Annotated in this window: 19 protein-coding genes; 12 read left to right on the top strand and 7 right to left on the bottom strand. The window is 72.6% G+C overall.

From position 1 onward, the window contains the following. Positions 1-3 precede the first annotated feature (3 nt). Positions 4-546 (bottom strand): carboxymuconolactone decarboxylase family protein, encoded by a 543-nt coding sequence (locus ACWCO8_RS01690; RefSeq protein WP_451030424.1) that lies wholly within the window; start codon positions 544-546, stop codon positions 4-6. An 80-nt stretch (positions 547-626) separates the two neighbouring features. Here ACWCO8_RS01690 and ACWCO8_RS01685 point away from each other — a divergent pair, with 80 nt between their 5' ends. After that, positions 627-3587 (top strand): AfsR/SARP family transcriptional regulator, encoded by a 2961-nt coding sequence (locus ACWCO8_RS01685; RefSeq protein WP_451030423.1) that lies wholly within the window; start codon positions 627-629, stop codon positions 3585-3587. Here ACWCO8_RS01685 and ACWCO8_RS01680 read toward each other — a convergent pair. Genes ACWCO8_RS01680 through ACWCO8_RS01670 form a run of 3 tightly spaced genes read right to left on the bottom strand, consistent with a single transcriptional unit; the run spans position 3568 to position 6084 of the window. Then, positions 3568-4317 (bottom strand): FAD:protein FMN transferase, encoded by a 750-nt coding sequence (locus ACWCO8_RS01680; RefSeq protein WP_451030422.1) that lies wholly within the window; start codon positions 4315-4317, stop codon positions 3568-3570. The two genes, ACWCO8_RS01685 and ACWCO8_RS01680, sit on opposite strands and share 20 nt — an antisense overlap. Before the next feature lies 1 nt (position 4318). After that, the gene (locus ACWCO8_RS01675) at positions 4319-4765 is read right to left on the bottom strand and encodes an FMN-binding protein (RefSeq protein ID WP_451030421.1); all 447 of its coding nucleotides are present in this window, start codon (positions 4763-4765) and stop codon (positions 4319-4321) included. Positions 4766-4797: 32 nt separating this feature from the next. Next, positions 4798-6084, bottom strand: a complete 1287-nt coding sequence (locus ACWCO8_RS01670; RefSeq protein ID WP_451030878.1) for a ferredoxin reductase family protein — start codon at positions 6082-6084, stop codon at positions 4798-4800. Between the two features lie 292 nt (positions 6085-6376). Between ACWCO8_RS01670 and ACWCO8_RS01665 the strand changes: the two genes are divergently transcribed. From ACWCO8_RS01665 to ACWCO8_RS01655, 3 genes are all read left to right on the top strand, one after another. Then, positions 6377-7066, top strand: coding sequence for a response regulator transcription factor (locus ACWCO8_RS01665; protein WP_451030420.1), 690 nt, complete (start codon positions 6377-6379; stop codon positions 7064-7066). Beyond that, the gene (locus ACWCO8_RS01660) at positions 7063-8547 is read left to right on the top strand and encodes a sensor histidine kinase (protein WP_451030419.1); all 1485 of its coding nucleotides are present in this window, start codon (positions 7063-7065) and stop codon (positions 8545-8547) included. The genes ACWCO8_RS01665 and ACWCO8_RS01660 overlap by 4 nt, the downstream gene beginning before the upstream one ends. A gap of 111 nt (positions 8548-8658) precedes the next feature. Beyond that, positions 8659-9339, top strand: coding sequence for a hypothetical protein (locus ACWCO8_RS01655; protein ID WP_451030418.1), 681 nt, complete (start codon positions 8659-8661; stop codon positions 9337-9339). Here ACWCO8_RS01655 and ACWCO8_RS01650 read toward each other — a convergent pair. The 3 genes from ACWCO8_RS01650 to ACWCO8_RS01640 are packed head-to-tail and all read right to left on the bottom strand — an operon-like array spanning position 9311 to position 12989. After that, positions 9311-11707 (bottom strand): FtsX-like permease family protein, encoded by a 2397-nt coding sequence (locus ACWCO8_RS01650; RefSeq protein ID WP_451030417.1) that lies wholly within the window; start codon positions 11705-11707, stop codon positions 9311-9313. The two genes, ACWCO8_RS01655 and ACWCO8_RS01650, sit on opposite strands and share 29 nt — an antisense overlap. An 11-nt stretch (positions 11708-11718) precedes the next feature. Continuing rightward, the gene (locus tag ACWCO8_RS01645) at positions 11719-12486 is read right to left on the bottom strand and encodes an ABC transporter ATP-binding protein (protein ID WP_362012906.1); all 768 of its coding nucleotides are present in this window, start codon (positions 12484-12486) and stop codon (positions 11719-11721) included. Further along, positions 12483-12989, bottom strand: a complete 507-nt coding sequence (locus ACWCO8_RS01640) for a PadR family transcriptional regulator (RefSeq protein WP_362012908.1) — start codon at positions 12987-12989, stop codon at positions 12483-12485. Before ACWCO8_RS01640 ends, ACWCO8_RS01645 begins: the two co-directional genes overlap by 4 nt. Before the next feature lie 162 nt (positions 12990-13151). Between ACWCO8_RS01640 and ACWCO8_RS01635 the strand changes: the two genes are divergently transcribed. The 8 genes from ACWCO8_RS01635 to ACWCO8_RS01600 all read left to right on the top strand — a co-directional run bounded on the left by ACWCO8_RS01635 (position 13152) and on the right by ACWCO8_RS01600 (position 22956). Beyond that, positions 13152-14423, top strand: a complete 1272-nt coding sequence (locus ACWCO8_RS01635; protein ID WP_451030416.1) for an ABC transporter substrate-binding protein — start codon at positions 13152-13154, stop codon at positions 14421-14423. Positions 14424-14651: 228 nt separating this feature from the next. Next, the gene (locus ACWCO8_RS01630; protein ID WP_451030415.1) at positions 14652-16328 is read left to right on the top strand and encodes a glycoside hydrolase family 13 protein; all 1677 of its coding nucleotides are present in this window, start codon (positions 14652-14654) and stop codon (positions 16326-16328) included. A gap of 38 nt (positions 16329-16366) precedes the next feature. Then, entirely contained in the window at positions 16367-17701 is a 1335-nt protein-coding gene (locus tag ACWCO8_RS01625; RefSeq protein ID WP_451030414.1) for an ABC transporter substrate-binding protein, read from the top strand. Positions 17702-17714: 13 nt separating this feature from the next. Beyond that, positions 17715-19043: an ABC transporter permease subunit gene (locus ACWCO8_RS01620; RefSeq protein WP_451030413.1), complete on the top strand. Its 1329-nt coding sequence runs from the start codon at positions 17715-17717 to the stop codon at positions 19041-19043. Then, positions 19040-19960, top strand: coding sequence for a carbohydrate ABC transporter permease (locus ACWCO8_RS01615; protein WP_451030412.1), 921 nt, complete (start codon positions 19040-19042; stop codon positions 19958-19960). Before ACWCO8_RS01620 ends, ACWCO8_RS01615 begins: the two co-directional genes overlap by 4 nt. A 53-nt stretch (positions 19961-20013) precedes the next feature. After that, entirely contained in the window at positions 20014-20964 is a 951-nt protein-coding gene (locus tag ACWCO8_RS01610) for a 2-hydroxyacid dehydrogenase (RefSeq protein ID WP_451030411.1), read from the top strand. Positions 20965-20976: 12 nt separating this feature from the next. Beyond that, positions 20977-22179 (top strand): acyl-CoA dehydrogenase family protein, encoded by a 1203-nt coding sequence (locus ACWCO8_RS01605; protein ID WP_451030410.1) that lies wholly within the window; start codon positions 20977-20979, stop codon positions 22177-22179. 12 nt (positions 22180-22191) lie between these two features. Then, on the top strand, positions 22192-22956 hold the full coding sequence (locus tag ACWCO8_RS01600) for an SDR family NAD(P)-dependent oxidoreductase (protein WP_451030409.1): 765 nt from the start codon (positions 22192-22194) through the stop codon (positions 22954-22956). Positions 22957-22967: the final 11 nt, after the last annotated feature.

Below are 22967 nucleotides of genomic sequence, written 5' to 3'. Positions count from 1 at the left end.
CCTTCAGTCGGTGTGGCGTACGAGCGGCCAGTCGATGGCGACACGGGCGGCCGCCGCGAGGTAGTTGGTGAACACGTTGAGCGCGACATGGGCGACGACCTCGACGATCTGTCCGTCGGACAGGCCCGTGCGGCGGGCCGCGGCCAGCTGCTCGTCGGCGACGGTTCCGCGGTCACGGACCACGACGGCGGCCAGGTCCAGGACGGCGGCGGCCCAGGGGTCGTCGGCCTTGCCCCGGCGCGCCAGGGTGGCCTCCGTCGTACTCAGACCGGCCGTCCTGGTCCCGCGGAACGTGTGCACGGACAGGCAGTAGTCGGAGCCGTTCTCCTGCGCCACCAGAAGCGCGATGCTCTCGCGCACGGCCGCCGACAGGGTCCCCTCCGTGTTCAGGGTGGTGAGGAGGTCCACGTACCCCTTCAGTACGGCCGGGCTGTTGGCCATCACCCTGGCCAGGTTGGGGACGACCCCCAGGGCCTGGTGGGTGGCGGTGAACAGAGCCGCGGACTCACCGGTCGCGATCTCCGGTTCGACGGTGTGGAGTGACATGCCGGTAACCATGCAGGTCGATCTTGATACATTCCCGATGCTTCCTCGATGCACGAGCCGGCGACCCCTGGAGTGACGGCATGCGGTTCACGATCCTCGGACCGGTGGAGGCCGTGGCACCCGGTTCGGACGCGCCCGGCCTGGCACCCCGGCATCGCGCCGTGCTCGCCTATCTGCTGCTGCACGCAGGGGTCGTGATCAGTACGGATCGCCTGATCGACGCCATGTGGGGGCCGCTGCCGCCGGACTCCGCCCGCGCACAGATCCAGACCACGATCGCCGCGATCCGACGGATGCTGCGCGCTTCGGGAGCCGACGGGATGCTGGCCACGCGGCCCGCCGGGTACGTGATCACTCCCGAGCCTGGACAGCTCGATCTGGACGAGTTCACCGGCCTGGTCGCCAAGGCCCCGGCCGTCTCCGACGTCCCAGGGGGCGCTGGGGACACCGGGGACGCGGCGGACTCCGCGGACTTCGCGGATCAGATACGTGCCGCGCTGGCCCTGTGGCAGGGCGAGCCGCTGGCCGGCATCACCGCCCACTACGCCGAGGGCGCCCGAGCCCGTCTGACCGGGCAGCGGCTGACCGCCGTCGAGCGCCTGGCCGAGCTGGAACTGGCCAGGGGCCGGCACGAGGACCTCATCGACGAACTGTCCGTCCACGCGGCGGCCCACCCCTTGCGGGAGCGGCTCTGCTGCCAGCTGATGCTCGCCCTGCACCGCGCCGGACGCCAGACCGACGCGCTGGAGGCGGCGAGAACCTTCCGGGCCACCCTCGCCGAACAGCAGGGCCTCGACCCTGGCCACGCGTTCAGCAAGCTCGAACAGGACATCCTGCGGGACGCCCCCGATCTACAGCCGCCGGTCACCGCGCCGCCGCCGGCGAAGCCGCAGGGGATCAACTTCCTGCCGTACGACGTCCCGGACTTCACCGGACGCGAAGGCGAGCTCGACGGGCTGATCCGCCTGTGGTCGGGCAACAACGGCGGCGTCGTGACGATCTCGGCCATCGACGGGATGGCCGGGGTCGGCAAGACGACGCTGGCGGTCCACCTGGGGCACCGCCTCGCGGAACAGTTCCCGGACGGACAGCTCTTCGTCGACCTGCAGGCGCACACCGCGGGCCAGGCGCCGCTCGACGCCGGTGCCGCGCTCGAACTCCTCCTGGGACAACTCGGCCTGCCCGCCCAGCAGATACCCGCGTCGGTCGCCGATCGCGCCGCGCTGTGGCGGTCCGAACTCGCCGGCCGACGCGTCCTCGCCGTGCTCGACAACGCCCTCGGCGCCGACCAGGTACGCCCGTTGCTGCCCGGAACCTCCCGCGCCCTCGTCCTGATCACCAGCCGTCGCCGGCTGACCGACCTGGACGGGGCCCACGCTCTGTCCCTGGACGTACTGCCCGCCGCGGACGCCGTGGAGTTGTTCACCGCGATCGTCGGCGAACGGGCGGCCGCCGAACCCCTCGCCGTCCTCGATGTCCTGCAGTTGTGCGGCTTCCTGCCGCTGGCCGTCCGCATCGCCGCCGCCCGCCTGCACCACCGGCCCCGCTGGACCGTCGCGTACCTGGCCGACCGGCTGCGCGACCAGCGCCGCAGGCTCTCCGAACTGGCCACGTCGGAGCGTGGAGTGGCGGCCGCGTTCACGCTGTCGTACGAGCAGCTGACTCCGGATCAGCAGCGCATGTTCCGGCTCCTGGGGCTCCAGCCGGGTCGTGACATCAGCCCCGAGGCGGCCTCCGCGCTGGCCGACCTCCCGCTGGACGATGCCGAGATGCTCCTCGAAGACCTCCTGGACGCCCACGTCCTGACCCAGCATCAGCTGGGCCGCTACACCTTCCACGACCTGCTGCGCGAGCACGCCCTCGCCACCGCCGCCGCCCAGGAGTCCGCCGACGACCGGAGCGAGGCCCTCGGGCGGCTGTTCCACCACTATCTCCACACCGCGAGCGCGGCCATCGACCACCTCTACCCCGAGGGCAAGAACCGCAGGCCACGCATCCCCGCCCCGGACACCCCGACCTGGCTCCCGCAGGACGAGGCCGAGGCGATCACCTGGCTGAACACCGAACGCGCGAACCTCCTGGCGACCGGCCACCACGCGGCCGAGCACGACCGGCTCCCGCACGCCGGCCAACTGGCCGCCACCCTGCACCGCTACCTGCTCGGCCACGCCCACCAGGCCGACGCGCTGGCCCTCGGTGACCTCGCACTGCGAGCCGCCCGCCGGAGCGGCGACAAAGCCGCCGAAGCCCGTACGCTCATCGATCTCGGCCAGGTGCACTTCTGGTGGCACGGTGCCTACGAGCAGGCGGCCGAGCACTACCGGAGCGCCCTGGACCTCGCGCGCGAGACCGGCGACCAGGGCACCGCGGCCGCCGCGCTGCACGCCCTCGGCAACGTCTCCAGGCGGCGGCGAGAATTCGACCAGGCCCACGACCACAGCGCGCAGGCCCTCGCGCTCTTCCGCGAGCTCGGCGACCGCGTGGGCCAGGCCAGGTGCCTGACCGACCTCGGCATCGTCCACGGCCGCCGAGGAGCCTACGAGGAAGCCCACGAGCACCATCGGGAGTCCCTGGACGCGTACCGCGAGGTGGGATCCCGCATCGGCGAGACCGTCGTGCAGAACAACATCGGCCTGCTGTACCAACGACAGGGCCGCCACGACGAGGCCCGGCGCCATCACCACCAGGCCCTGGAGCTGAGCCGGAAGTTCGACTTTCCCGGGGACGAGGCCGAGTCGCTCAACGCCCTCGCGGAAGCCGCCCGTTCCATGGGTGACCTCGCCACGGCCGCCGCCGAACACGACACCGCCCTGACCCTCGCCCGCGAGTTCAGCTACCGCCCCGAGCAGGCCCGCGCCCACGACGGCCTGGCGCACGTCCACCGCGACCTCGGCCACATCGACCTCGCCCACGACCACGCCCGACAGGCCCTCGACCTCTACACCGCCCTCGCCGTCCCCGAGGCCGACGAGATCCGCACCTTCCTCACCGAACTGCCGCCGACCGCGAACGAGCCCACCGTCAACTCCTGGCCGCCGTAAGCCCATTGGTGGGCGCCGTGGGCAGACCCGGCGTCTGGACGACCTTGCCGGTTGTGTTGACGGCGAAGACCTCGCAGTGGGGGCGGGCGGCCGCCCAGGCGATGCCGTCCGGGCCCAGAGCGAACGCCGCCGTCGCCGTCGCGTCCGCCTCCGTGAGGGTCGGGGCGACGACCGTGAGGGAGAGCAGGCCGGTGGCGGGGCGGCCGGTGCGGGCGTCGAGGATGTGGGCGCCGCGTTCGTAGTGGCCGGAGGTGGCGACCGCCGCGTCGGTCAGTTCGAGGACCGCGCAGAGCCGGTCGGCCTCCTCGGGGTGGCGGATGCCCACCCGCCAGGGGCCGCCGGCCGCGACCACGTCGCCGCCGGCGTTCAGGCAGAACCGCCGTACCCCGGCCGCCGACAGCAGCTCGGCGGCGCGCTGCACCGACCAGCCCTTGACGACGGCGCACGGGTCAAGCCCCCGGCCCGGGAGCCGTACGTCGAAGGCGCCACCGCTCTCCTTGCGGTACTGCTCCGACAGCTCCAGGACATGGGCGAGGTCCGCGCTGATCTCGGTCGTGCTCAGCTCGCCCCGGTCCAGGCGGGACACCTCGCTGTCCGGCTTGAACGGGCTGAATCGTGCGTCGACTTCGCGCAGCCACGCGAAGACCGCGTCCGCGGCCCCCTCGGGGACGTACGCGTCGTCGATGCGCAGGGAGACCGGCAGGCCCATGACGTGCTCGACCCGGTTCACGTCAGGCGCTCTTCTTGTCGAGGGCGGCCTGGAGGGACTCCTTGTAGCCGTCGCTGGTGATCGTCGCCCCCGTGACCGCGTCGATGTCGGCGCTCTGGGCTTCCAGGGTCGACTCGACCAGCTTCGGCAGGGCCGACGTGGTCTGCGGGTGCGGGGGCGCCTTGAGTGCGCGGACCGCGGTGATCCGGCCCGCTGTCAGCGTCACCTCGACCTGGACCTCGCCCTTCTCGGTCGGGACCGTCGAGCCGGCTATCACCTGGGTGGTGGAGGGCGCCGTCGGGGAGGACGTCGGGGGAGTGGTCGAGGTCGAGGAGGGGGCGGGTGCGGGGAGTGCCTCCGCCGGAGTGGGGGGCGGCTGCTCGGAGGACGTGGCGATCCCCGGCGTGTACAACCAGACCGGGATCAGGGCCGCGACCGACAGGACCAGGGCGGGGATTGCTCGCTTCACGTGAGGGTCCTCTGTGTCTGCTGTGTCGCCGGTCAGCCGGCCAGGCTGAAGCGTTCGAAGTGGACCTGCCGCTTGGGTACGCCCAGGGTGCGCAGGCTGCGCAGCACGGCGCCGGTCATGCCGGGCGGGCCGCAGACGTAGACGTCGCGTTCGGCGAGGTCGGGGACGAGCGCGGACAGCGCGTCCGGCGCCAGCGGGTCGGGGGTCGGCGGGCCGCTGATCAGATGCAGCTCCGCGCCCTTGGCGGCGGCGAGTTCGCGCAGTTCGCCGTAGAGGACCGCGTCCTGCGGGGCGGAGACGCGGTAGACGAGCACGGCGTGGCCGTGCAGCTCCTCCAGGAGCGCGCGGATCGGGGTGATGCCGACTCCGCCCGCGATCAGCAGGGCGTCCTGGCGGGTGCGGTGGAGGGTGGTGAAGGCGCCGTAGGGGCCCTCGGCGAAGACCCGGGTCCCGGGCTGAAGGTGGCGCAGGGACGCGGAGCCCGCGCCGGATGCCTTCACGGTCAGCCGCAGGTGGGTGCCGTCGGGGGCTGCCGACAGGGAGTACGGGTTCGCCTGCCACCAGCGGTCCTTCGTCAGGAACCGCCACAGGAAGAACTGGCCCGCGCGGGCGGGGAGCCGGTCCAGGTCGCGGCCCGTCAGGTACACCGAGACGACGTGGTCGGACTCGGGCACGACCGCCGACACCCGCAGCTTGTGCCGCAGGTTCCGCCGCAGCGGAAGGGCGACGCGGCCGACGAACACCGCGCCGAGCGCGCAGCCCCACAGGCCGTACCAGTACGCGGTGGCCGCCGGTGAGGTCGTGAACGTGGTGCCGGCCGCTACCTGGTGCGTGAAGGCGAGGACCACCGCGACATAGGTGTACAGGTGGATGAAGTGCCAGGTCTCGTACGCGAGTCGGCGCCGCGCCCAGCGGGCCGAGGCCCCGCCGACGACCAGGATGAGGACCATCGCGACGATCGCCCGCAGCACGCCCTCGGTGGTCTCTGCCAGGTCGATCAGCTGGTCGACCGGGCCGAGCGAGGACGACTCGGCGTAGCCGAAGGCGATGAAGACGCCGTGTCCGACCAGCGTCCACAGCAGCCCGAAGCCGGTCACGCGGTGCCAGGACGTGAGCCGGTCCATGCCGATCCGTCGGTCGAACCACGGCAGCCGGGCGACCAACAGCAGCTGGAAGGCCATGAACAGGGCGCCGTAGAGGCCGAAGAGGCGGCCGAGGACGATCAGCGCGTTGGACGCGAAGCCCGCCTGGGAGAAGAAGTACGCGACGACCGCCGCGTTCGCGGCGAGCAGGGCGTACAGGCCGGTGCGGGCCACCACCCGGGGGCGCGGCCCGGAGCGGGGATCGGAGCGGGGATCGGGCGGGGCCGGCGTCGGGGACGGCGGCGCGGACGTCGCGGGGACAACAGCGGTCACGGGCCGGAACCTCCGGGATCGAGTGGGTCGAGTTGGCCGAGCAGGTCGAGCGGGTCGCGTCGGTCGACCCGTTGGAGAGAGCTTGGCCGCAGGTACCTGTCGATCCCCTGTCAGGAGACTTTCAACTCCGTATCGAAGTGCCCCGGCCCTGATCGACGGGGGTCGCGCCGCCGCGCGCGTGGCGCAAGATGGGCGGGTGGAGAAGATACGTGTGCTGGTGGTGGACGACGATCCGCCGATCGCCGACCTCGTCGCGACGGTCGCCCGCTACGAGGGCTGGGACGCCGTCACGGCCAACTCGGGCCGGGACGCGCTGCGGCTTGCCGCCGACTTCGCCCCCGACATCGTCGTCCTGGACCTGATGCTGCCCGACATCGACGGCTTCGGTGTGCTCGACGGGCTGCGCGCGGCCGGGACGATGGTGCCCGTGGTCTTCCTCACCGCGCGCGACACCGTCGCCGACCGGGTCGCGGGGCTGACTCGCGGCGGCGACGACTACCTGGTCAAGCCGTTCGCCGTGGAGGAGCTGATGGCCCGGCTGCGCACCGTGCTGCGGCGCAGCTCCGGGCCGGAATACGAGCGGTCCGTCCTGCGCGTCGCCGATCTGACGATGGACGAGGACACACGTGAAGTGCGACGCGGGGACGACCGGTTGACGCTCACGCCGACCGAGTACGAGGTGCTGCGCTACCTCATGCGCAAGTCCCCGACCGTGCTCACCAAGGCGCAGATCCTCGACCACGTGTGGGAGTACGGATTCGGTGGCCGCTCGAACGTCGTCGAGCTGGTCGTCAGCCGGCTGCGCCGCAAGCTCGACGCCACCGGAAGCCCGCTGATCCACACCGTGCGCGGCTTCGGCTACGTGGTGCGGGAGGCCGCCGCATGAGCAGGCCGCGGCTGCGCGACACGTACCGCCGACTCCGTCTCGGAACCCGGCTCGCGCTCGGCCTCGGCGTGCTGTCGCTCGTGGCGTTCGCCGTCGTCGGCACGGGCCTGACCGCGTACATGCGCGACTACCTCGGCCACCAGCAGGTCGCCCAGTTGAAGCTGGTGCAGAACGTCCAGGCCAAGGACGCCGCCCAGCACGGTACGGTCAAGCGGCAGCCGTACTACGGGTGGTACACGGCCGTGTACGACGTCAGCGACGGTACGGCCGCGCTGCGCAGGCCCGCCGACGTGCCCGACGACACCGCGGGGTTCACCGCCCTCGCCCAGGCGCGCGCCGACGCCACCGGTGACATGACGAGCACCACGTACGTCGACGGAAAGGGCGCCTACCGGCTGCGGGCCTGCGAGGTCGTGCCCGGAGTCGTCCTGGTCAGCGCCGCCCCGATGGCGGAGATCGAGGACACCATGGAGCAGCTGATCACGGTCCAGGTGATCGCGTTCACGGTCGCCCTGCTCGCCCTCGTCGTCTTCGGGCGGATCCTGCTGCGCCGCGGCCTGAAACCCCTCAGCGACATGGCGCACACCGCCCACGGCATCGCCTCGCACGACCTCAGCGAATCGGCGGCCCGGCTGCCGCTGCGCGCGGACCGTGCCGGCGGAGGTCCCGAGGTCGAGGAGTTGCGGACCGCCTTCAACACCATGCTGGAGCACATCGACGACTCGCTCGCCGTGCGCGCCGAGGCCGAGCAGCGGCTGCGCCGCTTCGTCGCCGACGCCTCGCACGAACTGCGCACCCCGCTGATGTCCGTACGCGGCTACGCGGACCTGTTCCAGTACGCCGCCGCCAACGTCCCCGAGGAGCGCGACCGGCACCTCGCCCGGCTCCGCTCCGAGGCCGCCCGCATGGGCGTCCTTCTCGACGACCTGCTGCTGCTCGCCCGGCTCGACGCCGCCGAGGTGGACGCGCCGCTGCGCCTTGAACCGTACGATCTGGCGGACCTCGTCCGGCAGGCCGCCGACGCCTTCCGCGCCGCCCACCCCGGCCATCCGCTCACCCTCGACGCCGGGTCCGGGCCGTTGCCCCTGAGCCTCGACCCGGTCCGCATCCGCCAGGTCCTCGACAACCTGCTCACCAACGCGGCCGTCCACACGCCCGCGGGGACGCACGTGTCCGTGACGGTCGGCGTGACGGCGGAGGCCCTCCGCGTGATCGTGGCCGACACGGGGCCCGGCATACCGGACGCCGACCACGGCCGGATCTTCGACCGCTTCTACCGCGTCGACAAGGCCCGCAGCCGCGACAACGGCGGCAGCGGCCTCGGCCTCGCGGTGGCCCGTTCCCTGGTGACCGCGCACGGCGGGACCCTGACCCTGCGCAGCGAGCCGGGCGCCACCGCCTTCGTCCTGGAGCTGCCGCGCGTGGAGCTGCCTCCGGGGCCTCCGGCGGCCGTTGCCCGATCGGCTCGGGGTTCTGCATGACCGCACACCATCGTGAGCCGTTTGTCGGCGGCAGTGGCTTTTGCGAGGTATCTCCTACCTAACAGGTAAGTAGATTGCTCGCGGTATCAACACGGGCCATGGAGGGGAATCATGGTGGTCGCGTCCGCGAGCCCCGCTCACATCGCGGTGGTCTCTCTCGACGGGGACGAAGGATGGGTGGCCATGCTCCGGCGTGCCTGCGGCCACGCCCTCGTCCCGCTGACCTGGAGCCAGGCCGTCGAGCGCGGGCGGGACGGCCGGCGCGGCCGACTGACCCTGCTCGACAGCGCGACCCCGCGCGCGACCGGCGAACTGGAGTCGTACGTAAGGTCCTTGGCCCTCGTCACCCACGTGGTCGTGGCGACCGCGCAGGCCGGGAACTCGGCCGCGCTCCTCACCGCCGGGGCGGTCAACGTCCTGGACCGCAACGCCCTGCCGGGAGTCCTGGGCGCCCGGCTCGGCGCGGATCTGCGCTGGCTACGGAGGATCAGGCCCGCGCCCACCCGGGACGGGGACGCAGAGGAAGCGACTCCGTCGTTCCGTACGCAGGCCCTGCTCCTCGAGGTCCTCTGCGCGCTCCCCGGACCCGTCTGCTGTCACGACATCCGCCGACTCCTCGGTGCGCCGGGGCGGTTGATGACGCTTCCCGCCCTGAGGGGTCGCATCCAGCGGCTCGGTCCGCACCTCGCGGAACGGGGCCTCGCGTGCGGGAGGACGGTGAGGTGGGGAGCCGACACCATCACCGTGCACCCGACGCGATCCCCTACAGCGTCTCGCTCGCCGAGTCGATGAGCCGGCGGCGGGCCGTCTTCACGGCGGGCGCCAGCGCGGCGGCCGCGCCGACCGCGGTCGCCGCGGCGACCAGGGTCGCCAGGACGAGCGGTGAGGGGACGTGGGCGATGCCCGAGCCGATGCCGCTGGAGCGGCCCTCCGCGTCGACGAGCCACCGCCCGAGCGCGGCTCCGACTACCGTGCCCAGAAGGGCGGCGACCAGGGTGGTGAGCGCTGCCGCCGTGACGATGACGGCGCCGATCTGGCGGGGGGTGAGGCCGATGGCCTTCATCGCGAGGAGGTCGCGGATCCGGGCCCGTACGCCGGAACTGATCAGCGTGAGCAGCTCGACGAGGGCGATGAAACCGAGGACGGCGATGAGCGCCGCGATGACTCCGCGCGGGGTGTCGAGGCGATCCGCGGGGGTGGGGGTCTCCCGTATCTCCAGGGCGCCGTCGACGGTTCCGGAGACGGCGGCCGCCACCTCCCTTGGGTCGGCACCCGGGCTCAGGACAAGCGCGTGGAAGCGCGCCTGCATCGCCGGGTCGCCCTCCCTGAGGCTGTCGAGCGAGGTGGAGATCACGCGGCCGCCCTGCTCGGGTTCGACGCTGCGGCCCACGACGTGCAGGATCTGCGGGCGGCCCTCGACCGTCATCCGGACCCACTCCCCGACCCGTACGCCGAGCAGGTCGAGCAGCCCTTGCCCGGCGACCGCCTCGTCCGGGCCGGACGGCGCCCGGCCCTCCACGACGCTGTGCGGGTACGGTCGCTCCTGGCTGCCCAGGCCGCGCAGGGTGATCGTCCCGGTCTGGCCGGGGACAAGGGCGACGAACTCCGCGCCCGGGAAGCTGTCTTCGACGCCCGGGACCTGGGCGAGGGCCCGTGCGAGCGCCGGATCGTCGGCCGGACCCGGCTTCTCGGCGCGTACGGTCAGGGCGGCGGCGCGGCCCATACGGGCGGGGTCGCTGCCGAACTGGTCCAGGGTCGACCAGGCGACGAGGGCCACGGTCATCAGGGCCACGGGGAGCGCGAGCCGGGATATCGGCACCAGGCTGCGGCCGCGGCCGGAGAACGCGGAGCGCCAGCCGAGGACCAGGGCCGGCGACAGGCGCAGGGCGATGGCGCGGCGGCCGAGGCGGGTGAGCGGGGCGGCGGTGAGGAGCGCCGACCTGGCGGCGGGGACGGGCGGGACGCGGCCGGCCCGCCAGGCGGCGAGCCCGGTGGCCGTACCGATGAGGAGGACGGCGGCGACGGGCAGTCCTGCCACGATCGCCCGGTGTCCGGGCAGCTCGGGCCAGAGGACCACCGCCTCGCCGATCCGGCCCGGTATCCAGCGGCCGAGCGTCAGGGTCGCGACCGTACCGAGCCCGGCGCCGAGGACCGCGAAGCCCAGGTGCTGGACGAGGAACCCGCGCGTCACCTGGCCCGGGGTGAAGCCGATGGCCTTCAGGACGGCGATGTCCTTCAGCTGGCTCCGTACGCGCGCCCTGACCGCGCCGGAGACGGCGACCGCCGCCGCGAAGAGGGCGGCCAGGCCGAAGGCGGCGAACATCTGGCCGAGCATCCGGTCGTCGCCGCCCACATCGGCCTTGGCCTCCTGCCAGTTCGTCACCCGGTCGACTCGGTGCGCGCCCAGCAGCGTCACGGCCCGCTGGACGACGTAGTCGGTGTCGTCCGGGTCCTTGAGCCGCAGCCCGACACTCTGTCCCGTACCGGCCGAGGTCGAGGCCGCCTGACCCGTAGCACCGGTCGAGGCCGCCTGGCCCGTACCCGTACCTGCCGAGGCCACCCGGTCGAGCGCCCCCGGCAGCACCCAGGCCACGCCGGCTCCCTGGCCGGCCCGGTAGAGGGGTTCGGCGCTCTCCGCGATGCCCGCGATGCGCAGGGCGAGCGGCGCGCCGTCCGCGCCGGTGACCGTCACCGTCTCGCCGGGATCGGCCCACAGGGCCCGCGCGAGCCCGCTCTCCAGGACGATCTCGCCCGGGCCGGCGCCGGTGGGCGCCGACTCCAGCCAGCCTCCCTCGGTGATGAGGGGGCGGGCCACGGTGGGCGCCTGGGGGCCCGCGCCCCGCAGGACGACCCGTGCCCGCGCGCCGGCCACCTCGACGGTGGCCTCGGTCGTACGGAAGGGGCCGGACACCCCGGCGACCTCGTCGAGGGAGGCGAGCGAGGCGACCGAGGAGGCGTCGAGGTCACCCCGGGTGTGCAGCCAGATGTGCGCGCCCTCGGACTGGTTGAACACCCGCTGCCAGGGGTTGACGGCGTAGCTGAGGAGCGCCCCGGACAGCAGGAGCGAGGCGATCACGCCGGCGCTGGCGAGGACCGCGAACAGGGCCTCGCCGCGATGGGCGCGCAGGTCGGAGTGAGCCCACCGCAGAATGGCCCGCACGACGCACCGCCTCAGTCTCGCAGTTCGAGCACGCCGGAGACTCCCGGCCGTGCGGTGCCGCCGTCGCCGAGGGCCGCGTCGTCGGCGACCTGGCCGTCGAAGAAGCTGATGACCCGGTCGGCGGCGCTGGCCATCCGGGCGTCGTGGGTGACCATGAGGATGCTCTGGCCGCGCGCGTGGAAGCGGGAGAGCAGCCGCGCGACGTCGCGGGTGCCCTTGCTGTCGAGGCTTCCCGCGGGCTCGTCGGCGAGCAGCAGCGCGGGGTTGTTGACCAGGGCGCGGGCGAGCGCGACCCGCTGCTGTTCGCCGCCGGAGAGCTCTCCCGGCATCGACCGCTCGCGGCCTTCCAGCCCCAGCTCCTCGAGGAGTTCCGCTCTGCTCTTCCGCGCCGACTTGGGAGAGACCCCGGCGAGGAGCGCCGGCAGTTCGATGTTGTCGGCGACGGTGAGGTTGGAGACCAGGTTGAAGAACTGGAAGACGATGCCGATGTGGCGGCGTCGCAGCATCGCCCAGCGGGCCTCGGAGTAGCCGTCGACCTGCTCTCCGTCCAGCCACAGGCGCCCGCTGTCGGGCCGTTCGAGGCCGCCGACGAGGTGCAGCAGGGTGGACTTCCCGGCCCCGGACGGGCCGGTGATCGCGACGAACTCGCCCGGCCGCACGGTCAGGTCCACGCCTCGTACCGCCTGGACAGGGGCGCTGTCGCCGTGATGGGTCTTGGTCAGACCCTCGGCGTGGACGATCGTCTCCTGTGGGGGCGCCGCGACGGGACCTCCGGTCATTCCAGCTCCTCCTGACAGCGCTCCAGCCAGTCGAGGTCGGCCTGCAGGTGCAGCATGGCTCCCTCGATCAGGAGTTGGGCGATCTTGTTGCCGCGGTCCTCGGTCGCGGCGAGCTTGGAGAGGGTGCGCATGGTGTTCAGGTGTTGGCGCCGCTGCTTGTTGATCAAGGTGATCGGGTCGGCGAGTCCCGACAACGGAGCCAGCGCGAGCTTCATGAAGAACTCGTCGCGGACCCTCGGCTCGTCGGCGGTCTCCTCGAACCACGCGGAGACGGCGTCGCGCCCCGCGTCCGTCAGCTCGTACGTCCGCTTGTTGGGGCGACCGGACTGTTCGACATCCTCACCCTTGATCAGACCGCTCTTCTCCAGTCGCCCGAGGGTCACGTAGACCTGGCCGACGTTCGGCTGAGGGTATGCGGAGCCGAGGAGTTGTTCAAGGCCCTGCTTGAGCTCGTAACCGTGGGCAGGACCCCGGGTGAGGAGTGCCAGCAACTGCTGCCGCACACGCTCCCCCTTCTGTGTCGTTCCGGCACCCGATGGCGGAGCTGTGACCGGTGGATCGGGCGACGGCCAAGTGATCTGGGGGCCCAGTATCCCCGATTCCCCCGGCTCGACATATGCCACGATGGTCCCCGTCGCGTCCGGGACCACGTGCAGGAGGAGCCCATGCGGTGGATGCGAGCCGTACGGAGGGGGATTCTCGCGGCGGCGATCGTGCTGGCCGGGTACACCGGCGTCGCGCAGGGTGCCGGTGAGCCGGCGGCCGGCGGCCGGGGTCCGCTGACGTTCGTCACGGCGGGCGACCTCACGGCCTACCTCGGTCCGCTGGTGGCCGACTGGAACCGGGAGCATCCGGGCGAGCGGGTCACGCTCGTCGAGCTGCCTGACTCGGCGGACGAGACCCGGGCACAGATGCTCAGCGAACTGCGCTCCGGCAGCAGCCGGTTCGACGTGCTCAACCTCGACGTGGCCTGGACCTCGGAGTTCGCCGCGGCCGGTCTGATCAGCCCGCTGGACCGCGACCGGTTCGAGCTGGACGCCTTCCTGCGTCCCGTGGTCGACACCGCCACCTTCGAGGGGCGGCTCTACGCCGTCCCGTACGTGACCAACGCCGGGCTGCTGTACTACCGCAAGGACATTCTGGACGCGGCCGGCGAGAAGCCGCCGACGACCTGGGCCGACCTCGCCCGACAGGCGCGCACACTCGCGCCGCGGCACGGCCTGGAGGGGTACGCGGGGCAGTTCCTGCCCTACGAGGGCCTGACGGTGAACGTGACCGAGGCGATCCAGTCCGCGGGCGGGACCGTCCTGCGCGACGACGGCACACGGGTCGCGGTCGACTCGGACGCGGCGCGGGCGGGCCTCGCGTTCCTCGCGGACGGGCTGCGCGAGGGCTGGATCCCCGCCGAGGCCCTGCGGTACAAGGAGGAGGAGTCCCGGGCCGCCTTCGAGGAGGGCCGGCTGCTCTTCCTGCGGAACTGGCCGTACGTGTACTCCGACGCCAACGGCCCCGGGTCGAAGGTCGCGGGACGCTTCGGCGCCGTGCCGCTGCCCGGTCTCGACGGGCCGGGTTCGAGCGTGCTCGGCGGATCGAACCTCGCCGTCTCCGCCCGCTCGAAGAGCGCCGCCACGGCCGCCGACTTCCTCGCGTACATGACGAGCGAGCGGGTGCAGCGCCAGGTGCTCACGCGGGGCGCCCTGCCGCCGGTGCGGGCCTCGCTCTACGACGACCCGGCCCTCGTCGCCTCCCATCCGTACCTCCCGATCCTCCGGCAGAGCGTGCTCGCGGCCGTGCCCCGCCCCAAGAGCGCGCGGTACGACCAGGTCAGCCTGGTCGTCCAGGCGGTCGGGCAGGACGTGCTGGCGCTCCGCGAGACCCCCGAGGAGGCCGTGCGGCGGCTGACGCGCGAGCTGGGTGCCATCTCGGGCGGCTCGTGAGGTTCCTGCGCCGCCCCCTACGCTCCTCCCTGGGCCACTACCTGCTTGTTGGGTAGTGGCCTTCCCCTTTGTCCTACCTCATGGTTCAAACAGTCTTCCCAAACGCGCATCTCGACAGACAAGTTCTGCAGCGTCGTTGACATCGTGCCGTCACTGATACTTAACATGAATGCATAGCAGAGGCCCGATCGGGTGCTCTCGCCTTCACTGCAGACAGGTCGACGCGAGATGCTCAGCACTCTTGCGGCCGATGCCGGCCGCTCTTCCCACCCCCGCTCCGCAGCCACCCCCTGGTGGCGGGACGCGGTGATCTACCAGGTCTACGTCCGCAGCTTCCTCGACAGCACGGGGGACGGCGTCGGAGACCTCGCCGGCGTCCGCGCCGGACTTCCGTACCTGCGGAAGCTCGGCGTCGACGGCGTCTGGCTGAGCCCGTTCTACCCCTCGCCCCAGCACGACCACGGGTACGACGTCGCGGACTACCAGGACGTCGACCCCGTGTACGGCGACCTCGCCGAGTTCGAGCGCGTGGTGACCCAGGCCCACCGGCTCGGGCTCAAACTGCTGATCGACATCGTTCCCAACCACTGCTCCACCGAGCACCGCTGGTTCCGGAAGGCGCTGGCCGCAGGGCCCGGGAGCCGGGCCCGGTCACGGTTCCACTTCGCCCCGGGCCGCGGCCCGAACGGCGACCTGCCGCCGAACAACTGGCACGCCATGTTCGGCGGCCCCGCCTGGAGCCGCGTCACCGAACCGGACGGCACCCCCGGCGAGTGGTACCTCCACCTCTTCACCCCGGAACAGCCGGACCTCAACTGGCGCGACCCCCGCGTGGGCGACCACTTCGAGCAGGTGCTGCGCTTCTGGCTGGACCGCGGCGTGGACGGCTTCCGCATCGACGTGGCCGCCGGCCTGTTCAAGCACCCCGAGCTCCCGGACTCCGACGACCCGACGGCCGACGAGCGCACCCGCGACTCGGTCAACCCGCTGGCCTGGAACCAGCCCGAGGTCCACGACGTGTGGCGGCGCTGGCGGTCCGTGTGCGAGGAGTACACCGCGCGCGACGGCATCGAGCGGCTCCTCGTGGGCGAGGTGTCCGTGCCGACCGCGCGCGAACACGCCCTGTACGTACGGGAGGACGAGCTGCACCAGGCGTTCTTCTTCGACCTGCTCAGCGCCCCCTGGGACGCCACCGCCTTCCGGGCCGTCATCGACGAGGCCCTCCGCGACATCGCCGGTACGGGCTCCACGGTCACCTGGGTCCTCAACAACCACGACCAGGTCCGCACCGTCACCCGGTACGCGGGCGGCCCCGGCGCCGAGCACGTGGGCTCCGCGCGGGCCCGCGCGGCCGCGCTCCTCATGCTGGCGCTGCCGGGCGCCGCGTACGTCTACCAGGGCGAGGAGCTCGGACTGCCCGAGGTGCTCGACCTGCCCGACGACGTCCTGACCGACCCGATCTTCCACCGCACGGGAAGCCGCGCGCGGATCCGGGACGGCTGCCGCGTCCCCCTTCCCTGGTCGGGCCAGGCGTCCCCGTTCGGGTTCAGCGAAGGCGCGGCCGATGTGCGCCCCTGGCTGCCGCAGCCGGAGTGGTTCGCCGAGTACGCCACCGACCGCGCCCTCGCCGACACCCGCTCGTTCTGGCACCTCTACCGCGACGGGCTCCAACTGCGGCGCGGACTGCCCCAGTTGGGCGAGGGTGAGCTGCGCTGGCTGGAGGCGCCGCCCCAGGTCCTCGCCATGGCCCGCGGGGACGGTCTGGTCTGCGCCGTGAACTTCGGCTCCGAGACCGTCCCCGCCCCGGTGCCTGGTGCGCCGCTCCTCGCGAGCGGACCCTGCCCGCCCGGTGAACTCCCCGGCGCGACCGCCGCCTGGTGGTCCGTCGACACCCCCACCTCCTGACCTGCTCCGCCCCTCTCCCCAAGGAAGGAAGGACCGTCATGAGACGATCCGCCGCCATAGCCCTCCGTACCACCGCCACCGCCTCCACGGTGCTGGCCCTGGCCCTCACCGCCACCGCCTGCGGCGGGAACGCCGAACCCGCCTCCGGCGGCGGCGAACTCGACGGCAAGACGGTCACCGTCGCCGGAGTCTGGACCGGCAGCGAGCAGAAGAACTTCAAGAAGGTGCTCGACGCGTTCAGCGCCAAGACCGGCGCCAAGACCGTCTTCGTCCCCTCCGGCGACAACGTCTCCACCTTCGTGGGGAGCAAGATCGAGGGCGGCAACGCCCCCGACGTCGTGCTCGTCCCGCAGGTCGGCGTGCTCCAGCAGTTCGCCAAGGAGGGCTGGCTCACGCCCCTCTCCCCGAAGACCACGGAGACCGCCACCGCGGGCCTCGCCCCCGTCTGGAAGAACTACGGCACGGTCGACGGGAAGTACTACGGGCTCTACTTCAAGGCCGCCCACAAATCCACCATCTGGTACGCCCCCGAGGCGCTCTCCCAGGCCGGCGTGAACGAGCCGAAGACCTGGGCCGAACTCCTCACGGCGGGACGGACGCTCGCCGACTCCGGCCGGCCCGCCTTCGCGGTCGCCGGCGAGGACGGCTGGACGCTCACCGACTGGTTCGAGAACGTGTACCTCTCCCAGGCAGGACCGGAGAAGTACGACCAGCTCGCCCAGCACAAGATCAAGTGGACGGACGAGAGCGTCGTCGCCGCCCTCACGACGCTCGCCGAGGTCTTCAAGGACAAGCAGCTCGTGGCCGGCGGAGCCCAGGGCGCCCTGCAGACCGACTTCCCGGGCTCCGTGGAGAAGGTCTTCGGCCCGCAGCCCGAGGCCGGCATGGTCTACGAAGGCGACTTCGTCGGCGGCGTTGCCAAGGACGAGTTCGGCAAGAAGCCCGGCGAGGACGCCAAGTTCTTCCCGTTCCCGGCGGTCGGCGCGGGCACCGCGCCCGTGGTCAGCGGCGGCGACGCGGCGGTGGTCCTCAAGGACGCCAAGAACGCCGACGCGGGCATGAAGCTCCTCGAGTTCCTCGCCACCCCGGAGGCGGCCGAGGTGTGGGCCGGCGCCGGCGGCTTCCTCTCCCCGAACAAGAACGTCGATCCCGACGCGTACGGCGACCCGACCACGCGGGCCACCGCGGCCTCGCTCGTCGCCGCGGGCGACTCGGTCCGCTTCGACATGTCCGACCAGGCCCCCGCGGCCTTCGGCGGCACAAAGGGCGCCGGCGAGTGGAAGCTGCTCCAGGACTTCCTGCGGGACCCGTCGAACCCGAAGGCGACCGCGGCGGCCCTGGAGGCCGAGGCGGCCAAGGCGTACGGGAACTGAGGGCCGCCCCGTCATGGCCCACACCCCGAAGGCGGGCGCCGCGGACAACCCGCGGCGCCGCGCCCTGCGCAGAAGGCGCCTCCTCGGCGCGCTCTTCGTCCTCCCGGCCCTGCTGCTCCTGGGCGCCCTGGTCGTCTACCCCGTCGTGTTCTCGATCGGGCGCAGCCTCTTCGACGCGACCGGCGACCGGTTCGTCGGCGCCGACAACTACCTGGAGATGTTCCAGGACCCGGCCACGCTCAAGGCCGTCCGCAACAGCGCGATCTGGGTCGTCGTCGCGCCCGTGCTCCTCACCGGGCTCGGGCTCGTCCTCGCCGTCCTCACCGAGAAGGTGCGGTGGGCCACCGCGTTCAAGCTCGTGCTCTTCCTCCCCATGGCCGTGTCGTTCCTCGCCGCGGGCATCATCTTCCGGCTCGCCTACGAGCAGAACCCCGACCGGGGCGTGCTCAACGCGGCGATCGTCGGCGTCCACGACGCGATCGACGAACCCTCCCCGTACCCGACGGCACGCGCGCGTGAGGGCAAGGGGCTGACCGGCAGCCCCGGCGCGGGCTACACGACCGTCGAGGTCAGGCCCGGGGACGACATCGCCCTGCCCTTCGTCGGCATCGCGCCCGAGGCCGTACCCAAGGGTGCGGTGCCCGCCCGGATGCCGGAGGCTGCGGCCGGGAGCCTGTCGGGCGCCGTGTACCTGGACTTCACGCCGGGAGCGGGCGGCCGGCAGGGCCAGATCGACCCGAAGGAGAACGGCCTTCCCGGCGTGACGGTCGAGGTGCTCCGCGCGGGCACGGTCGTCGCCTCCGCGGAGACGGGCGACAACGGCTCGTTCACCTTCGGCGGGCTCGGCGACGACGCCTATACGCTGCGGGTCCCCGCGTCCAACTTCGCCGCCGGGTACGCCGGCGTCGACTGGCTCGGCCCGACGCTGGTCACCCCGGCCATCATCGGCGCCTACCTGTGGGTCTGGACCGGGTTCTCGATGGTCCTGATCGGGGCCGGGCTCGCGGCCATCCCGCGCGACGCCCTGGAAGCGGCCCGCGTGGACGGCGCGACCGAGGGCCAGATCTTCCGCAAGATCACGGTCCCGCTGCTCGCCCCCGTCCTCACCGTCGTCTTCGTGACCCTCGTCATCAACGTCATGAAGGTCTTCGACCTCGTCTACATCATCGCCCCCGGCCCCGTGCAGGAGGAGGCCAACGTGCTCGCCACGCGCATGTGGCTGGTCTCCTTCGGCGGCGGCAACGACCAGGGACTCGGCAGCGCGCTCAGCGTGCTGCTCCTCGCCCTCGTCGTCCCGGCGATGATCTTCAACATCCGGCGCTTCCGGAAGGGCGGATCATGAGCAGCCACACCGGAACCAGCAGCCGCACCGGCGTGAAGAGCCGTACCCGTACGGAGAGCCACGGCGGCACGAAGAGCCGTACCGGTCCGACGCGGTGGCTGAGCAACACCGCCGTCCAGGCCCTCCTGGTCTTCGTCGCCCTCGTATGGATCACCCCGCTCGCCGGGCTGTTCCTCTCCTCGATGCGCTCGGAGCAGGACAACGCCTCGAACGGCTGGTGGACCTCGCTGATCGACCCCGCGCAGCTGTCGATCGACAACTACCGCGCCCTCTTCGAGGATTCGGGTCTCGTCCAGGCCTTCTGGAACACCGTGCTGATCTCGGTGCCGACGACGGTGCTCGTCGTCGGCATCGCGGCCCTCGCGGGATACGCCTTCGCCTGGCTGAGCTTCCCCGGCCGGGACGCCGTCTTCCTCGTGGTCGTCGGCCTGCTCGTGGTGCCGGTCCAGATCGGCCTGCTGCCGGTGGCCAAACTCTTCGGCGCGGTCGGCCTGTTCGGCACCGTCGCGGGCGTGATCCTCTTCCACGTGGCGTACGGCCTGCCCTTCGCCGTCTTCCTGTTGCGGAACTACTTCGCGGAGATCCCGAAGGAGATGCTGGAGGCGGCGCGGCTCGACGGCGGCAGCGAGTGGCGGATCTTCCTGCGCCTGATCCTGCCGCTCGGCCGGCCCGCCATCGCGAGCCTGGCGATCTTCCAGTTCCTCTGGGTGTGGAACGACATGCTCGTGGCGCTGCTCTTCGCCGACAGTGAGTCGCAGCCGCTGACCGTGGCGCTGCAGTCCCAGATGCGCCAGTTCGGCAGCAACATCGGCGTCCTTGCGCCGGGCGCCTTCCTGTCGCTCGTCGTCCCGCTCGTGGTGTTCTTCGCCTTCCAGAAGCACTTCGTCCAGGGGGTGATGGCGGGCTCGGTGAAGTAGGGGGCCAGGATGAACACGTAGCCCTCTTGGCCCCGGACGGAAGGCTGACCACGGTGCCCCTCGGCGCACCCCCGGACCCCCGACAGGTCTGGCTCCCCGCGGAGTTGACCTGTCTCACCGGCCTGCCGACGGGACTGCGCTACGCCCACTGGGACGGGCGTTCGCCGTTCCCGTCGGATCCGGCCGCCGTGGAGTTCTACGTACCTCCCCTCGTCCAGGACATCGGCGTCATCAGCAGGCCGCTGGACCGCATGACACGCCTCAAGGCCGTCCAGGCCCTCAGCTCGGGAACCGACGGGCTGAGGACGCGGCTTCGCCGGCTGCCGGGCCGGGTCACCCTGTGCAATGCCCAGGGTGTGCACGCCCGCAGCACGGCGGAGCTGGCGCTGACGCTCATCCTCGCGTCCCTGCGCCGGATACCGGAGTTCACCGGCGCCCAGGGCCGCGGGGCCTGGCGGCCCGAGGCGTCGGTGTCGCTGTACGGGCGTTCGGTACTCATCGTGGGGTACGGGGCGGTCGGCTCCGCCCTGGACGAACTCCTCAGCCCTTTCGGCTGCGCGGTGACCCGTGTCGCGCGCACGGACCGGGACAGTCCGCGCGGGCCCGTGCACCGCGTCGGCCTGCTGCCCCGGCTCATCGCGAGCGCCGACGTCGTCGTCCTCGCGACCGCACTGACCGCCGAGACCCACCACCTGGTCGACGCCGCACTGCTGGCCCGCGCGCGGGACGGCGCGCTCCTTGTGAACGTGGCCAGAGGAGCGGTCGTCGACACGGCCGCCCTGCTCGCGCGGGTGCGCGACGGCCGGCTGCGGGCCGCGCTCGACGTCACCGACCCCGAGCCGCTGCCGGCCGACCACCCGCTCTGGTCCACGCCGGGCGTCCTGATCACCCCGCACGCCGGCGCGCTCACCACCACCATGTGGCCCCGCCTCGAAGCCCTCATCCGCCGGCAGCTGGAGCGCTTCGCCGCGGACGAGGAGCTGGACAACATCGTCGTCTACTGAGAAGGGCGGACAATGACCATGGGCCCCGCAGCCCCCGACACGGCACACGGAACCGGCGCCGACTCCCTGGTGGAGACCGCCCGCTCACTCGTCCGGCTCCTCGCCGACGAGGCGCCCCGCACGGAGGAGCGGCGCCGGCTCACCGACACGGCCGTGACCGCCCTGCGCCGCGCCGGCCTCCTCAGGCTCGGCACGCCCGAGGAGTACGGCGGCCGGGGCGCCGGCGCCCGTACGGCGGTGGACGTGTGCGAGGAACTGGCACGGGGGTGCGCCGCGAGCTCCTGGACCGTGGGCATCGCGTACGGCGGCGCCCTCTTCGCCTCCCAGCTCGACCACTCCGCGCGTAAGACGCTGTGGCAGGACGCCCCGGACACCATCGTCTGCGGCACCGCCAACCCCTCGGGAACGGCGCGGCGCGAGGACGACGGCTGGACCCTGAGCGGCAGGTGGCCCTGGGTGTCGGGCATCCACCACGCGGCTTGGACCGTGCTCGGCTTCGCCTGGCCGGGCGCGGACGGAGAGCCGCAGCGCGGCATGGCCGTGGTCCCCACCTCCGCGCTGACCGTCGACGACGTCTGGCACATGGCCGGCATGCGGGGCACCGGCAGCGACACGGCCGTCGCGGAGGAGGTGTACGTCCCCGACTCCCGCACCCTCTCCCTCACCGACATGGCGGACGGCGTCTACCGGCGACGTCACCCCGGCGAGCCACGGATCACCTTCCACCTCTCCATCAACCTGCCCCTCGTGGCCACGGCGGTCGGCATCGCGGCGGGCGCGCTTGAGCAGGTGCTGACCGCCGCGGCCCGGGGCAAGCGGGCGGTCTCCCCGCTGCACCACCTGGTCGCGGAGGCCCCCGCCCATCAGCTCAACGTCGCCGAGGCCGCGACGCTGATCGACACCGCGCGCCTGCACCTGCGCCGCGCCGCCGACGAGGTCGACGCGCACGGCCGCGCGGGCCGCCGCCCCGAACTCACCGAACGCGCCCGGCTGCGCATGGACGCAGCCCACGCCATGCGCTGTGCCCGGGAGGCCGTGAGCCTCCTGCTCGACACCGCGGGCGCGGGCAGCTTCGCGGACGGCTCGGAGCTGCAACGGGCCTGGCGCGACATCGAGACGGCGTCCCGGCACGCCGCGCTCAGCCTCCAGACCAGCAAGGAGATCTACGGCCGAGCGCTCCTCGGCGCCCCGCTGCCGCCGAACCCGGCCATCTGAGGGGAGCCGACCATGACCACCCCGACCATGATGACAACCCCCTCCCGCGTTGCCCTGGTCACCGGTGCGGGACGCGGCATCGGCGCCGCGATCGCCACCCGGCTGCACGGCCTCGGCCACCGCGTGGCGCTCCTCGACCGCGACGGCGGAGCCGTGACCGAACTGGCTCGCACCCTCGACCCCGAGGCGCGCACGACGCTGCCGCTCCCGGTGGACGTGGACGACACCGACGCGGTCGCGGCCGCGCTGGACGAGGTCTCCGGGAGGTGGCACGCACCCGAGATCCTGGTCAACAACGCCGCCCGCACCGCCCCGGGTTCGGTGTGGGACGTCGAGCTGGACGAGTGGGACGCCGTGATGGCGACCAACCTGCGCAGCGTCCTCGCCCTCACCCGGCTGTGCGCGCCCGCGATGCGAAGCGCCGGATGGGGCCGCGTGGTCAACCTCGCCTCGCTCGCGGGCCAGCAGGGCGGCACCCTGGCAGGCCCCCACTACTCCGCCGCCAAGGCGGGCGTCCTCGTGCTGACCAAGGTGTTCGCCCGGGAGCTGGCGCCGCACGGCGTGACCGTGAACGCGGTCGCCCCGGCAGCCGTCGAAACGCCCGCGGTGACTGAGCTCGGAGCGTCGGCGGTCGCCGAGGCGGTACGGAACATCCCCGTCGGCCGCATGGGCCGCCCGTCGGAGGTGGCCGGCCTCGTCGCCCACCTGGTGAGTGAGGACGGCGGGTACGTCACCGGCGCCACCTTCGACATCAACGGCGGCATCCACATGCGCTGATCTCGTACAGC

Source organism: Streptomyces sp. NPDC001927 (genome assembly GCF_053594455.1).
The sequence above is the reverse complement of the archived record's forward strand: the minus strand, read 5'-3'. Positions and strand labels throughout refer to the sequence as shown.

Bases quoted from the DNA above. Each gene is read 5' to 3' on its own strand.
- ACWCO8_RS01690 (WP_451030424.1), bottom strand. From the start codon at position 546: ATGTCACTCCACACCGTCGAACCGGAGATCGCGACCGGTGAGTCCGCG.
- ACWCO8_RS01685 (WP_451030423.1), top strand. From the start codon at position 627: ATGCGGTTCACGATCCTCGGACCGGTGGAGGCCGTGGCACCCGGTTCG.
- ACWCO8_RS01660 (WP_451030419.1), top strand. From the start codon at position 7,063: ATGAGCAGGCCGCGGCTGCGCGACACGTACCGCCGACTCCGTCTCGGA.
- ACWCO8_RS01655 (WP_451030418.1), top strand. From the start codon at position 8,659: ATGGTGGTCGCGTCCGCGAGCCCCGCTCACATCGCGGTGGTCTCTCTC.
- ACWCO8_RS01645 (WP_362012906.1), bottom strand. From the start codon at position 12,486: ATGACCGGAGGTCCCGTCGCGGCGCCCCCACAGGAGACGATCGTCCAC.
- ACWCO8_RS01635 (WP_451030416.1), top strand. From the start codon at position 13,152: ATGCGGTGGATGCGAGCCGTACGGAGGGGGATTCTCGCGGCGGCGATC.
- ACWCO8_RS01630 (WP_451030415.1), top strand. From the start codon at position 14,652: ATGCTCAGCACTCTTGCGGCCGATGCCGGCCGCTCTTCCCACCCCCGC.
- ACWCO8_RS01625 (WP_451030414.1), top strand. From the start codon at position 16,367: ATGAGACGATCCGCCGCCATAGCCCTCCGTACCACCGCCACCGCCTCC.
- ACWCO8_RS01620 (WP_451030413.1), top strand. From the start codon at position 17,715: ATGGCCCACACCCCGAAGGCGGGCGCCGCGGACAACCCGCGGCGCCGC.
- ACWCO8_RS01615 (WP_451030412.1), top strand. From the start codon at position 19,040: ATGAGCAGCCACACCGGAACCAGCAGCCGCACCGGCGTGAAGAGCCGT.
- ACWCO8_RS01605 (WP_451030410.1), top strand. From the start codon at position 20,977: ATGACCATGGGCCCCGCAGCCCCCGACACGGCACACGGAACCGGCGCC.
- ACWCO8_RS01600 (WP_451030409.1), top strand. From the start codon at position 22,192: ATGACCACCCCGACCATGATGACAACCCCCTCCCGCGTTGCCCTGGTC.